This is a genomic window from Undibacterium sp. GrIS 1.8 (assembly GCF_040544445.1).
Classification (GTDB): domain Bacteria; phylum Pseudomonadota; class Gammaproteobacteria; order Burkholderiales; family Burkholderiaceae_D; genus Undibacterium.
This window is the reverse complement of the sequence record NZ_JBEONQ010000009.1, coordinates 52,760-66,642: the sequence shown is the minus strand read 5'-3', so window position 1 is coordinate 66,642 and position 13,883 is coordinate 52,760. Positions and strand designations below refer to the sequence as shown.

At 47.7% G+C, this 13,883-nt stretch carries 10 protein-coding genes; 7 read left to right on the top strand and 3 right to left on the bottom strand.

The genetic code is table 11. The annotated features are described in order from the left end of the window. Positions 1-11: 11 nt before the first annotated feature. Positions 12-1,172 carry a PhoH family protein gene (locus AAKU64_RS06115; protein ID WP_354361825.1) on the top strand — a complete coding sequence of 387 codons (1,161 nt, stop codon included), beginning with the start codon at positions 12-14 and terminating at the stop codon, positions 1,170-1,172. Next, a complete protein-coding gene (gene ybeY, locus AAKU64_RS06110) occupies positions 1,172-1,624 on the top strand; it encodes an rRNA maturation RNase YbeY (RefSeq protein WP_322120012.1) in 453 nt (150 codons plus the stop codon). Before AAKU64_RS06115 ends, ybeY begins: the two co-directional genes overlap by 1 nt. A gap of 350 nt (positions 1,625-1,974) precedes the next feature. Here the strand turns inward: ybeY and AAKU64_RS06105 are convergent, their stop codons facing one another. Then, positions 1,975-3,546: a POT-type proton-dependent oligopeptide transporter gene (locus tag AAKU64_RS06105; protein ID WP_354361824.1), complete on the bottom strand. Its 1,572-nt coding sequence runs from the start codon at positions 3,544-3,546 to the stop codon at positions 1,975-1,977. A gap of 228 nt (positions 3,547-3,774) precedes the next feature. Next, positions 3,775-5,016, bottom strand: coding sequence for an MFS transporter (locus AAKU64_RS06100; protein WP_354361880.1), 1,242 nt, complete (start codon positions 5,014-5,016; stop codon positions 3,775-3,777). A 521-nt stretch (positions 5,017-5,537) separates the two neighbouring features. On the opposite strand from AAKU64_RS06100, the gene AAKU64_RS06095 reads away from it, so the two are divergent. The 3 genes from AAKU64_RS06095 (at position 5,538) to AAKU64_RS06085 (ending at position 7,572) form a co-directional block, all read left to right on the top strand. Then, positions 5,538-5,954: a BLUF domain-containing protein gene (locus AAKU64_RS06095; RefSeq protein ID WP_354361822.1), complete on the top strand. Its 417-nt coding sequence runs from the start codon at positions 5,538-5,540 to the stop codon at positions 5,952-5,954. A gap of 287 nt (positions 5,955-6,241) precedes the next feature. Beyond that, complete coding sequence (locus AAKU64_RS06090) at positions 6,242-6,733, top strand: TlpA family protein disulfide reductase (RefSeq protein ID WP_354361820.1); 492 nt, start codon at positions 6,242-6,244, stop codon at positions 6,731-6,733. A gap of 428 nt (positions 6,734-7,161) precedes the next feature. Further along, complete coding sequence (locus AAKU64_RS06085) at positions 7,162-7,572, top strand: cupin domain-containing protein (RefSeq protein ID WP_354361818.1); 411 nt, start codon at positions 7,162-7,164, stop codon at positions 7,570-7,572. A gap of 168 nt (positions 7,573-7,740) precedes the next feature. Here AAKU64_RS06085 and AAKU64_RS06080 read toward each other — a convergent pair whose 3' ends face one another. After that, a complete protein-coding gene (locus AAKU64_RS06080) occupies positions 7,741-9,321 on the bottom strand; it encodes a tryptophan halogenase family protein (RefSeq protein ID WP_354361816.1) in 1,581 nt (526 codons plus the stop codon). Positions 9,322-9,558: 237 nt separating this feature from the next. On the opposite strand from AAKU64_RS06080, the gene AAKU64_RS06075 reads away from it, so the two are divergent. After that, positions 9,559-11,964, top strand: coding sequence for a TonB-dependent receptor (locus AAKU64_RS06075; protein ID WP_354361814.1), 2,406 nt, complete (start codon positions 9,559-9,561; stop codon positions 11,962-11,964). A gap of 565 nt (positions 11,965-12,529) precedes the next feature. Then, the gene (locus AAKU64_RS06070) at positions 12,530-13,732 is read left to right on the top strand and encodes a cation:proton antiporter (protein ID WP_354361812.1); all 1,203 of its coding nucleotides are present in this window, start codon (positions 12,530-12,532) and stop codon (positions 13,730-13,732) included. Positions 13,733-13,883 lie beyond the last annotated feature (151 nt).

Sequence of the window (13,883 nt, the reverse complement as noted above, 5' to 3'; positions counted from 1 at the left end):
ACAATTTATTGATGAAACCAAAAATGCCTGTTCCCGTTTTGCACTTCATGCCGCAGCCGATGGACAACACCCGATTGGCGCATTTGTGCGGGCCTTTGGATGAAAACATGCGGCAGATTTCGGCCGCTTTGGATGTCAGTATTTTCCGGCGTGGTGATAAGTTTGTCGTTAGTGGTCACAATGCGCAAAATGCGCTGGACATCCTTGAGCATTTTTATACCAAAGCAAAAAAAATCATCTCCATCGATGAAGTGCAATTAGCTTTAGTGGAGCAACGGGCAACCAATAATGCCAAGGCTAAGTTGGCGAACAATTCTGGCGCGACCGCTCTTGTGGGCAAGACAACGAAAGCCAGCACAGCAAAAAAAATCGTCAAAGTAGTTGTACCAGTAGTTGCTGCCGATGATGCGGATGGTGAAGTTGAGTTTGACCTGGATGCAGCGGCAGAAAGCCCTATCCTTAAAACCCGCCGGGCAGATTTGCGTGGACGTACACCACATCAAAATCTCTACCTCAAAGCGATTGTTGAGCACGACATCACATTTGGCATAGGCCCTGCCGGTACTGGCAAAACTTACTTAGCAGTTGCTTGCGCGGTAGATGCTCTGGAGCGCGATGCGGTCAAACGCATAGTCTTGACCCGTCCTGCAGTCGAAGCGGGCGAGCGGCTTGGTTTTTTGCCGGGCGACCTGGCACAAAAAGTTGATCCTTATCTGCGACCTTTATACGATGCGCTGTACGACTTGCTTGGTTTTGATCGCACGCAAAAGATGTTTGAAAAACAGGCGATAGAAATTGCGCCGCTGGCTTATATGCGTGGACGCACTTTAAATCACGCTTTCATTATTCTGGATGAAGCGCAAAATACAACGCCAGAGCAAATGAAAATGTTTTTGACCCGTATTGGCTTTGGTAGTAAAGCCGTAGTTACCGGCGATGTCACACAGATTGATTTACAACGCGGTCAGCGTAGCGGTTTGGTTGATGCATGTCAGGTGCTAAATGAAGTCCGGGGCATCGGCTTCGCCCGCTTCACCAGTGCCGACGTGGTGCGTCATCCCTTGGTGGGCAGAATTGTCGATGCCTATGAAACAGCCAATGCACATAACGCCGATCTCGGCACCTTAAAACAAGCGACGCCGTTGAGTTCGGCGCACGGACGTAAAAAATAATGGCAGCAAAACACAAACTCAGTTTATCCGTTCAATATCCTGATCCTCGCTTAAAAGAAAATCTACCGCGGCCTCTGTTACGCAAAGCGATACAGGCGGCGCTGTTTGCTCCCGCAGAATTGACTTTACGATTTGTGGATGCAGAAGAAGGCCAGACCTTAAATCGTGACTATCGCGGCAAAGACTATGCGACTAACGTACTGACCTTTGCTTACACCGAAGATGAAGACGCCGAAGTGACGCAGGCAGACATTATTTTTTGCACGGATGTCTTACTGAGTGAAGCACAGCAGCAAAAAAAATCGGTAGAAGAACACGCGGTTCATCTGGTCGTCCATGGCGTTTTACACGCCCAGGGTTATGACCACGAGACCGACGAAGAAGCAGAAGAGATGGAAGCCTTAGAGATCGAGATTCTGGCTGACTTGGGTTGGCCAAATCCGTATTTGTAATCCTAGGTTGTAGGCGGTTGTCGCTATTTCTGAACGCTGAATCTGGTCTTGTCTTTATTCGAAATTAAATCATACTCCCACTATGTATATTTAATTGTCCATATATTAATTGGGCAATAAGCCTATTTTTACAAAAATGGTGGGGAGTATATTGATTTAAGCGGATTTTTGAACAAACCTCAGACTATCTCCTCCACAACTAAAAAGCGCTTGTACTTAACTCCCTCTCTCCCGCCACCGGGAGAGAGGGAGCATATATGCAGGCAGCTTATCTCTAGCTTATATGTGGCTTGTATTCAGCTTGTACTGAGCTTGTATTCAGCTTACATGCGGCCAAGTCAGATGCAATGTCACACTACTTTTCGATAATGACTGACTAGCAAATAGCTTTTCGCATACAGCGCAAATGCTAGCGCTGCCAATAATGCAAAGCCTGCAAAGAAGAACATTTGGAACGCAGTCACACTCATCCCTGTGCTTTGGATTTGCGTGGTGACTGCTTCACTCTTGACGCTAGAATTGGCTAACAGTACCCATAAGTTGCCGATGGTAACGGACAAATTCCAAAAGCTCATGATCACACCTTTCATCGCCAGCGGTGCCTGGCTGTAGGCGAATTCCAAGCCAGTTGCCGACACCAATACTTCGCCAAACGTCAGCAAAGCATAAGGCAAGATTTGCCAGGTGATCGACAAAGGATTGCCGCCGTCAATCGCCACTTGCATCAGACCAACGACGATCCACGCAAGCCCTGAGAAAGCAATCCCTAATCCCATACGGCGTAGGGCAGTCAGCTCAATACCCATGCGTTTTAAAATCGGGTAAAGGATCAGATTATTAAACGGGATTAACAACATCACCAGCATAGGATTTAAGGCTTGCATCTGCGCTGATTGAAACCAGTCCGGCTTGGTCATCTGATCTGCTTGTAAAATCCAGGTCGAGGCTTTTTGATCGAACAGCGACCAGAACGGCGTCACTAGCGCAAACACCACCAGCAAACGCAATACTGAGCGCACACCATCTACGGCTTCATCTGGATGCACGCCACGCGCACGATCCAGTTGTATCCAGGCGCCCAGCCCGCCAAAACTCAGCACTAGTACCAAGCCTAAACATAATGCTGCAACGATGCCGATATTGGGTGTCATCAATAAACCACCAACCGCAAGTACGCCACCCAGCGCTGCGAGGACGAGTCCATTGCGACTTTGTCCCGGTGCTGCACTCATCAACGCAGTGCGGACTACGTTTAAAAAGGAGTCAGGATTTTTCGCTACGGGAGGAACATGTATATAGCGTTTACGTGCCGACCAGAAGATGATCGTCGCAATCAACATCAAGATACCCGGAATGCCGAACGCCACGCTGGCACCAAACTGCTTCAGAAATATCGGCATCAGCAGCGACGCAAAGAATGAGCCGAAATTGATAATCCAGTAAAAGCCATCAAACACTTTTTGCGCCAGATGTTTATTGCTGCGATCAAACTGGTCACCCACAAACGACGCAACTAATGGTTTAATCCCGCCTGAGCCTAGCGCGATTAAAAACAATCCGGTGTAAAAGCCGTTGCGGTTATCGTCAAAAATCGCTAGACAAGCATGCCCAGCGCAATACACCAGACTCAGCCAGAACACACTGTTGTACTTACCGAAAAACCGATCTGCCAGCCAACCGCCCAGCAAAGGAAAAAAATACACGCCAATCACAAAGGTATGGAACACCTCTTTTGCCATATCTTTGCGCATCGCTTCTGGCATCGACAACAATAAACTCGTGATCAAAAATGGGGTGAGAATATTGCGCATGCCATAAAAGCTGAAGCGCTCGCAGCCTTCGCTGGCGATGATGTAGGGAATTTGCTTCGGCATTTTTGCCGGGTTTGTTGGCGTGTTGGTTTCTTCTATTGTTTGACTCATGCATTTCTCCATTTTTTAGTTTTATGGTGATGGACAACAAAACGGCCTCAGTCATTGCTGGGCCGTTTTATTTTTAGTGATCGAAGATATCAATGGATAATTGAGATTTAGAGCACTTGTCGCAGCAACGCAGTATCGCCAGTCGAACAAATGGATGTCAAGCAGTATGTCTAGGCAGTTCTGTGAGTTGTCAGACAAAGTGCCTGGATTACCTGGATTCGCTGCGTTCTAGTCGGTCTTTTCCTTTTGATGGAAGGGCGCAAACCAGCACACCAGAAATGAGGGGATTGTCGCGATCATCACAAACGTAAAGTAGCTGGTGTAGCCCAACAACTGTTGTAAGTGACCGCTGATAACGCCAGTCACCAGCATGCACAAACCCATTAAGCCGGTACCAAAAGCGTAGTGCGTTGTGGTGTATTTGCCCGGGGCCAGTTGCTGCATTAAATAAATCATGAAGCCGACTGAGCCAAATCCAAAAAAGAATTTTTCAATTGCCACACCGGCGGTAATCGCTAGCAGGCTGCTTGGCTGATACAGGCTCATCGGCAAAAATGTCACGTTAGGGATATTCACTGCGCAGCACAAGATAAATAAAGAAGGCTGTAAGCCACGGCGTGCCAGAAAAATTCCGCCAAGTACAGAGCCCAGCAGCACAGCGATCAATCCATAGGTGCCATAAATAATCCCCAGCAGCTCATTGGATAACCCCAAGCCGCCTTTAGCAATCGGATCGACCATAAAGAAGGGACCGATTTTTTCCAGAAAGCCGATACTCAGACGGAACAGAAAAGCAAATGCGATCATCAGCCAGACATCGCGCTTTTGGAAAAACGTGACAAACGAATCCCACATAATATGCAGCGCAGCACGGGCGCTGGTCGGCGTATTCTCGGCTTTGGCACCGTCGGGCATTACGCGCATGTGCCAGAACGCCATCAGAATAGTTACACCCGCAACGATGAAGAAAATGATCCTCCAGGCATCCACCCATTCCGGCCCGAATACTTTTGGGTCATGATGAAACACGTCAGCATGCAATTTGCCGCTCAGGTAGACCAAGCCGCCAGAAGCGATGATGGGGCCGATATTCCAGCTTAGTCCCTGTATGCCGCAATACAGTGATTGGGTTTTGCTGTCGAGCGAGGTGACATACACACCATCCGAGGCAATATCTTGCGTGGCGCCCAAAAATGAAATAATCCAGAACAACACCATCAAAATCGCCATATAACTAGGCAAGGACATCACGATCGCCACACCAAAAAAACCAAGCGCCACCGCAATCTGGGTGCAGATCACAAAAAACTTCTTGGTTTTATACATCTCCACAAACGGCGCGAATAGCGGCTTGATGGTGTAGGCCAATATTAGATAGCTGGCGTATTCCGCCGCTTTACCGTTGTCCATACCCATATTCTTAAACATGATAGCGGTCACGCTGGTGAGCGTCATATACGTCAAAGCCATCGTGAAATAACCGGTAGGCACCCAGAATAACGGAGAGCGTTTCACCTGAGTATGAGCGGTTTTTTCTGCAGGCGTATGCGTAGCAGGAGGTATTGCCGTGCCACCAGGCAGGGCGTCTGGAAGGGTGTTTTGCATGGTCTCGTCCTTAGGATGCTTTTTTGTTTGCAGTCTTTGCCGCAAACTATTTTATTGCCAGATTTTTAAGCGTAATTCAGGCACAAATGACGCCAGTCAAAATTTATGAAATCCTTTTCAAGAAAGCAGAATAGCATGATCTTTGACTTCGCTTGGGGATTTTTTCTGGTACTAAGTGACGTATTTAAGCTCGTGTTGTTGGCAGGGGGAAGACCCTTACCTCTAATCATGCAGCGGCGTGTACCGGTGTGTTGACATTCCATCCCGTCACCAGCGGCACCAGCAAATCTAAAATCATTAAAATGAAATCCAATGCTGAAATAGCCCAATGTCTGTTCAGAAAGCTTATTTTTGTGTTCTTACTATTTTTTTGAAAGTGTCTGATTATGATGATTCGTCTGATTTATGCGAGCCGCGCAGTTAACCTCGGCCCCGCAGATGTAAAAGATATTTTGGCAAGTTCCCGCCGCAACAATCAGAAACTCGCAGTGACCGGAGCACTGAGTTTATCCAACGGCATCTTTTTGCAATGCCTGGAAGGTGAGCGCTCCGCAGTCAACGCGGTTTACCACCACATTTTGCGAGACAAACGTCACACCAAGCCCGAAGTCCTGTCCCTGGAAGAAATTACTCAACGCCAGTTTACAAGCTGGAACATGGGTTTGATTGCCTCGACCACAGAAAACACAGTCTTGTTCCTGAAGTATTCTCCAACTGCCGAATTTGATCCCTACGGCATGTCAGCACCTGCACTCAAAGAGTTTTTTACAGAGGTTATGAGCAGCGCGCGTTGGCTTAGTTAGTGTTGAGTAAGGCTGCGTTTAACAAGCACACAAACACCCGTAGGCGCGATTAGCGCAGCGTAATCGCGCATTTATTTACTGAGATGCTAGGCAAATCTCTTGGTTCCTATACGTACCGTAGTCCAGTTTTTTCAATTGCGTGGGATCAGGCTGCGCTAATCTCCCCCTGCGATTTCTGTGCTACTTGATGTAAGGATTTCAACGACGCTGAATTAATTGCTTCCGTCTTGGCATTCTGTTAATTTAGTATTTTCCACTTGTCACTTGGAACCTCCAAGTTAGCCACCATGAAAACTCTATTGATCACTGTCGCCTTATTGTTCGGCGCATGTAATATCGCCACGGCTGGATTCGTCGATTTGTTTAATGGCGTGAAAGTTGGTAGCCAGCTCCCGGAGAGTGACCTCAAGTATCTAGCGAAAATACCCGACAAAAACGCGAATCTGACTCTCATCGATTTTTGGGCGACTTGGTGCGTGCCCTGTCGAGAATCGATTCCAATGCTCAACGCATTACATGCAAAGTTTGCGTCAGAAGGTTTTGAGGTAATCGGCATTACCAAAGAGTCAGAAGAAGTCGTAGCGCCGTTTTTAGAGAAGATGCCGATTCTTTATCCACATGCAGTCGAAGGTGCCAAGAGTCTTCACAAAGCCTTGGGAATCAAAGCATTACCCTATGCGATCTTTGTCAACAAAAGCGGCAAAATCCTATGGCGCGGTCAACCTTCAGAAATCACAGAATCACTAGTCCAGTCTTTACTTGCCAAGAGCGGCGGTTAAGCTTTCGGTGTAGCTGATTGGCATCGGTACAGGTGCGTTGAACGCACCGCATTATTGAATACTCCTGGTAGGTATATTTAGACGTCCAAGTATTACTTGGTCAAGAAGCCTAAATGTTTATAAATGATGGGGAGTATATGTAATGTCTCGTAGATTAGGCTACGTCTATAGGTCCAATGTTTTCACCTAAGTTCCAATGTAGGGCTGAAAATTCTAGTCCGACTTGACCCTGTTCCACAGCAAAAATTAGGCAAAGGCGATGATATTTTGATGCAAGGCTAGACAAGTTTTGTACATGATTTAGCACCTAAAACTCGCCTTGCAGTTGTACAGCTTTAGCCCTCCCGTGTATTCTTGACTCTCCAGCCAATTCGTCTCCGTCGACACCAATGAAACTTTCCTACCTACTCTTTGCGCTACTTCCGATCATGACAAGCACCCACGCCCAAACCGTTTTCCATCCAGACGACATTCCACTAATAACCGTTTCGCCGGGAGTGCAATTAAAAGAACTCACTGGCCGCAGTGCGATGCCGGGCGCCAAGACGGATCATGGTAGCGTTGCGTTATTCCACTTGGAACCGGGTCGCGCCAGCGCATGGAGCCACAACAAAGTGGGCGAGGAATCTTTCTTTATTCTCAAAGGTCATGGCGAGGTCTGGACAGGGACTACGGCACACGCAGTGCGCCCCGGCTCGTTCATCATCATCCCGCCCAGTGTTGTGCGCTCTATCCGTGCAAGCAAAGGTGAAGCACTGGAGTTTTATGCCATCACCACACCCGCCTGGACTAGTGACGACGATATATTGACTCCTGCTCCTGAGGGGGCGCCGAAGTAAATGCTAGATGTTAATTCTATCTTGTAGATTTTCTTTAAAAATCAGACTACTTTAGATGTGATATGTGAATCTAATTTCAATGCGCCGACTAGTATCGACATGCGTGCAATTACGCTGCGCTAATCGCACCTACGATCTTTGGCAGGCAGCGCTTTCATACAAGCCAAATCAACCTACTTGCTTCACCGCCGCTTTCGACGCAGTCATATAATCCTTTGCACATAAATGTCCTATCAGCGTGCGATGTGGTGGCAGGTTTGCCAGTGCGCGTTGTGACATCTGGGCGATCATCTGAAACTCTTTTTTTGCTTCTTCAAAGCGTGGGTAAGAGACTGTGTTGGCGTTGAGTTTGGTCTGAAATTCCATTCCGTACAGCACGTATTGCCAGCTGGATGGCGGGTACATCTCGAGGTCGATGATAAAGTCTAAACGGTGGGGTGGACGGCAGCGCCACATTGCGAGTTTTTCTTTCAGTGTGTCGGGGATTGATGCGGGATTGGTGTTATCCGTCCAGAATGTGCTGTCGGTGCGCTGGCTCAGGCAGTAGTGCATTTTGACAAAATCGACGATACGTTCGTAGCGTTCTTTCATTTGATGATTGAACAGTTTGGCGACTGGCTCCAGGTCGCCGTTGAAGGGGAACAGGAAGCTAACCAGATAGGCTGCGGTTTCGATCAGGCCAATGCCAGAGGCCTCCAGAGGTTCTAAAAATCCGCCCGACAAGCCGACTGCGACACAGTTTTTTACCCAGTGTGCTTCTCGATAACCGACATTGAGTTTGAGTGATCTTGGTGTCAAATTCTCGTTCCCTGCGCCGATATAGTCGCGCAATACTTGTTCTGCTCGGGTATCGTCGGTGTGGCGGCTGGAGTACACATAACCAACCCCGCGGCGCTGTTGTAAGCCTATGTCCCAGATCCACCCTGCCTCTTTGGCGGTAGAAATTGTATAGGAGGGGATTGCTGTATCGGCTTGTGGATAAGGCACTTGCACTGCCAGCGCGCGATCGGCAAACAGGACATCATCTACCTTATGAAATGGTGAGCCTAAAGCCTCGCCGATCAGCCTGGCTCTGAAGCCTGTGCAGTCGATATACAGGTCGGCTGTTAGCCTACCAGCCTCTTGTGTGACGATGGCGCTGATGGCGCCATAAGCGTCCAGTTCGACTTGCTTAACATTGGCCAGAATATGTTTTACTCCCAGCGATTTTCCATGATCGGACAGCAGAGTAGCGAAGCGTCCTGCGTCGAAGTGATAGGCATAATTCATTGGACCTAAAAAGTCGCCGTCGTCCATGCGCTTAGGTGCATGCGAGGCATCAGCGACACGCTTTTGCATGGTCGCCGCTTCGGCAAAAGGTACACCCGCACCCGCAGCACCTTGCAACCAGTAAGGCAATAATTCGGGACCGCCAGCACGCTGGCTGGGTAAGCTGAATGGATGAAAATAATGATCGATGCCTACTGCACCTTGTGGCCGTACCCAATCTACAAATTTAATACCTTGTTTAAAGGTCGCGTTGCATTCCCGTACAAACCGCGCTTCATCAATACCAATCGCTGCCAGCGTGCCGCGTATCGAGGGGAAGGTGCCTTCGCCGACGCCGAAAATGCCGATTTCTTTGGATTCCACCAGCGTGATTTGTACGCTCTCACCCGAGGTAGCACCAACAGTTTTGGCGAGAAATGCCGCAGTTAGCCAGCCAGCGGTGCCGCCGCCTACGATTAAAACTTGTTTGATCGGGTTCATGACGTAGCCTAAGAGTTGGAAGGTGGAGGTAATTATCAAGTCTTGTAATTGTTTAGCAGCAACATCACAAAAGGCAACAATCGCACATTGAAAACAAATGATTTGGTTTTTTTAATTGACTTTGATATTAAATAATCGCTATTATGAAATCGGTTTCAAAATATGAAATCGGTTTCAAAACATAATTCTAACATCATCGCATTCATGCAGATGAAATGAACCTAGCACAGGAGACATATGAAAATCCGTACCCCCACGTCCCGAAAAATCTCGGGCTCACCTATCCATTTAGCTGTACTCACCTTGCTAGCGGGCATTAACTCTGCTCATGCGCAAGTTGCGCAGCCCGTTGCCCCAGTTGCTCCGGCAGCAGATTCTGCTGCGATTGCAGAGGTGATTGTCACAGGTACCAAGCGCGCTACGTCCTTGCAGCGTACGCCAGTGGCGATTACGGCGATCAACGCTGCTGCACTCGATGATGCGCATGTACAAACAATACAAGATGTCGTCAATCTGGTACCAGGCTTCCAGGCGACTACGCAGGGCGATCACGGTGTCATCACCATGACTTTGCGCGGTGTTGGTAACGATAGTGCCAAGACAGAATACGCCGATCCAGAAGTCGCTACTTTTGTGAATGGCATTTATTCACCACGCCCTGAAGGCGCAACCTCGTTGCTGTTTGATCTGGACGCGATTGAAGTATTGCGCGGTCCACAAGGTACTTTATGGGGGCGTAACTCCTCCGTTGGTGCAGTGAATATGCAGACGGTCAAGCCAGTGCTGGGCGACCACTCAGGCAATTTTGAAACTGGTGTTGGCAGCTACAACCGTTTCGGCGTGCGTGGTGCTTTTAATATTCCACTCAACGACACGATGGCCTTGCGGGTAGCAGTAGTGCATGAGCAGCATGATGGCTATGTTGATTATCAGAATGCGCCGAATCCTTCTCTTGCCAGTCAGCAAGCTGCCTATATTGCTGGTGGTGGAACGTTGAGCACATTCCAGCCGATCAATTCCAATTTGTTTATTCAAAATGGTTCTGCTAAAAAATATGGTGCACAAGATCAGACCGCTGCGCGCCTGAGCTTGTTGTGGAAGCTGACGCCTAATCTGAAGTGGGATGTCTCTTACGAAAAATACATGGATCGCGGTACACCAAATATGAATCTGATGCAAACACCGCGTCCGGGTCAGGATTTTTGGTCTGCATTGATTGACACTGCGCCGTCCGTCCACCGCGATACAGATTCATTCCGCAGTCGTCTGGATTATGCGATTGGCGACAGCATGTCCTTGGCCTATATTGCAGGGTACTCACGCTTCAGCGGATCATCGACCTTTGATCAGGATGGCGGTGCCAGTGTGCCGACTAGCTTCAACACCGGCGCGACCTATCAGGCCGACAATACCGTATCGTCGCACTATGTGAATTACAGTCACGAAGTCGAATTGCAATCCGTCGGTAAAAAAGAAGTCGACTGGTTATTAGGTTTGTACTATGCCGCAGAAACCAACGATATCCGCTTTGATATTCCTATCTTTAACGGTACGCAACAAGGCACGGTTGGCTGGCAGGGTTCGTTTATTCAACCAAAAGAAACAGTTGAATCGAAAGCTGCTTTTGGTCAGGCGACTTGGAATGTGAACGATAGTTTGCATCTGACTGGCGGTATCCGTTATACCGCAGACTACCGCACTAACGTTGGTGGTCGCGGTTATGGCTGGGCATATGATGGCGCACCGCAAATTCCGGTTAACCCAAGTGTGAATCCAGCTGCGCCTGGTTCTGGTTTTGGTGTCCCTAGTCAAAACGATGGTACTTTTAGCGGTAATAAAACCACTGCCCTAGCACGAGTTGGTTATGACATCGATCGTAACAACATGGTCTATGCCAGCATTTCTACCGGCTATAAATCAGGTGGTTTACAAGATGGTGGCAAGCCATACGGCGCAGAGACTTTGACCAATTATGAGCTGGGCTCCAAGAGCACTTTCTTAGGCGGCACGGTCAAGATGAACAATGCGCTGTTCTATGAAAACTTTAAAGGTTTCCAATTCAGCGCACCAGTGACCAACCCAGATGGCAGCCATTCTCTAGTGACATCCAACGCCGATGGCGCCAAGATTTATGGCTTTGAATCTGAAATCGCTGCTAGGTTGACACCCGCCGATAAAGTCCAGTTATCTCTTGCAATCACCCGTACTGAGCTGGGACATTTAATCGGCGGCAGTAATGATTACGTCTTGCCTGTCTGCGCTGTCCCGGGTATCAGCAACTGTTTAGATGTGACCGGTAATGAGATGCCGCATGCGCCTAAGTTCTCTGCGCAAGCTCAGTATCAACATACGTTTAACATGGTAAATGGTGCTACCTTGACGCCGCGCATCAGCATGCATTACGAGACCGCAAGCTGGCTCAGTGTATTTAATCTCGGTGACGGCGATAAACAAAAATCCTATACAAGAACTGATCTGGGTTTGCGTTACGCCTCAGGCAAGGCCTGGTACTTTGATGCTTTCGTTCGTAACGTAGAAAATTCCAACATCAAAACCAGTGCGCAAAATAGCTTTGGCGGTGTGTGGCAATCTCAATATCTGCCACCACGTACTTTTGATATTAATGCTGGTGTAGAGTTTTAAATTTTTTAGTTCGTCTTGCTACCTTTGGTAGTTCAATGCCCTCGTTCTTCACCAAGGATGAGGGTTTTTTTTATTTAAAACTTACGCGAGACTGTCCCAACTCCGTAGTAGTAACTCGCCTAACTAAAGTGCTGTCGTCGTATCGATATTCAAAAGGGTCAGGGCGTCATTCCGGCATGGTTTTAGCCGGAATCCAGCGACGGTTGTTGAGTCGTACCCTAGACTTGAAAGTGACGATGCTGATTATCAGGATAACGACACGGGATTCCGGCTAAAACCATGGCGGAATGACATAAAAAAGCAATGCATTACTAACAAAAGAATCAACAATATTTAATCTGAATATGTCATGTTGATATATATACTCGTAGTATGTATATTTTAGTCGTCCATATAATCATTGGACAAAAAGGCATATTGTTAAAAAATAATTGGGAGTATATTTAATTTCTCTGCTAAATTTCCTTAGCCGGCTTCCACTTTAAGCGCAATTTTGACGATGTGTTTGATCCCATATTTGATTCAATTTGTACTGCTCTTCCCCCAATATGACGAGAATAAAATAATGAGCGTGACTGAAATTTTTTTGATCGCAATGGCGATTATTTTTACCGTGCCTTACCTGATCTGGCGCGTTGGCAGAACTGATTATTGGGCGCCCTTAGTCGTAGTGCAGATCATCACCGGCATTGTCTTAGGGCCAGGCGTATTGGGCGCAGCTTTCCCCGACTATTATCAATTTGTATTTAACCCGCAGGTGACCTCTGCGCTGAATGGGATTGCCTGGTGGGCGGTGATGGTATTTGTGATGATTGCTGGCGTTGAGTTAGATCTTAAAAAAATGTGGCGTTACAAACGAGAGAGCGCGATAACTTCAGGCCTTGCACTTGGTATGCCGCTGTTGTTCGGTTGTGTCGCCGCAGTCTGTTTACTCAATCTGAGCCAAGGCTGGATGGGAACTAAAGCCACTACCTGGCAATTTGTCCTTGGCATAGGCATGGCCTGCGCAGTGACGGCATTACCCATTTTGATTTTGCTGATGGAAAAACTGGCGATCTTACGACAGCCCATCGGCCAACGTATTTTGCGTTACGCCAGCCTGGATGATGTCGCGATCTGGGGCGTGCTGGCATTGATTTTGTTGGACTGGACGAGAGTCGGGCGGCAAGCTTTATTTTTAGCTGGATTTGCGTTGGCGAGCTATCTATTCCGCCGTTTGATGCGCAAGCTGCCAGAGAGTGATCGCTGGTATGTTGCCTTTATCTGGCTGGCGGTATGCGCTTATTTTGCCGACTGGTCTGGTTTACATTTTATGGTTGGTGCGTTTTTGGCGGGCATGGTGATGGATAGTGACTGGTTTAATCAGGCTGACATGGATAAGCTGCGTCATTTTGTATTGATGATTATGATGCCGGTATTTTTCTTGAGTACCGGCTTACGGACTAACTGGCAGCTCGGTGGAACGACCGTATTTATTGCGGCAGGCTTATTATTGCTGGCGTCGGTAACGGGCAAACTGGCAGGCATTCACATTGCCGGAAAAATCCTTCAATGGGAAAAAGGTGAGGCATCGATCATAGGTTGGTTATTGCAAACCAAAGCGCTGATTATGATTATTTTTGCGAATGTATTACTAGATAAACAAATCATTACCAGTGAAACGTTTACCGCGCTGTTAATGATGGCTGTTGCCAGTACCATGCTGACGGTACCGATGGTAGCGCCTCAATTACAAAAAATGAAGGCATTGATTTTTCGGACAACCTGATGAGATTGATAGCGTCAATATCTGTATGACTTTATCAAAATACGGTTGGGTGTATTCATCATAAAAATGGGCAAAGAAATTAGTTTTTCTTTGCCCATTTTATTTTTAAAACTAAGCGTTTAGCGAAGATTTTCACACCGGCCGCTAGACT

Bases quoted from the DNA above. Each gene is read 5' to 3' on its own strand.
- AAKU64_RS06105 (WP_354361824.1), bottom strand. From the start codon at position 3,546: ATGAGTCAAACAATAGAAGAAACCAACACGCCAACAAACCCGGCAAAA.
- AAKU64_RS06080 (WP_354361816.1), bottom strand. From the start codon at position 9,321: ATGAACCCGATCAAACAAGTTTTAATCGTAGGCGGCGGCACCGCTGGC.
- AAKU64_RS06070 (WP_354361812.1), top strand. From the start codon at position 12,530: ATGAGCGTGACTGAAATTTTTTTGATCGCAATGGCGATTATTTTTACC.
- ybeY (WP_322120012.1), top strand. From the start codon at position 1,172: ATGGCAGCAAAACACAAACTCAGTTTATCCGTTCAATATCCTGATCCT.
- AAKU64_RS06075 (WP_354361814.1), top strand. From the start codon at position 9,559: ATGAAAATCCGTACCCCCACGTCCCGAAAAATCTCGGGCTCACCTATC.
- AAKU64_RS06115 (WP_354361825.1), top strand. From the start codon at position 12: ATGAAACCAAAAATGCCTGTTCCCGTTTTGCACTTCATGCCGCAGCCG.
- AAKU64_RS06085 (WP_354361818.1), top strand. From the start codon at position 7,162: ATGACAAGCACCCACGCCCAAACCGTTTTCCATCCAGACGACATTCCA.
- AAKU64_RS06100 (WP_354361880.1), bottom strand. From the start codon at position 5,016: ATGGCTTTGACGTATATGACGCTCACCAGCGTGACCGCTATCATGTTT.
- AAKU64_RS06095 (WP_354361822.1), top strand. From the start codon at position 5,538: ATGATGATTCGTCTGATTTATGCGAGCCGCGCAGTTAACCTCGGCCCC.
- AAKU64_RS06090 (WP_354361820.1), top strand. From the start codon at position 6,242: ATGAAAACTCTATTGATCACTGTCGCCTTATTGTTCGGCGCATGTAAT.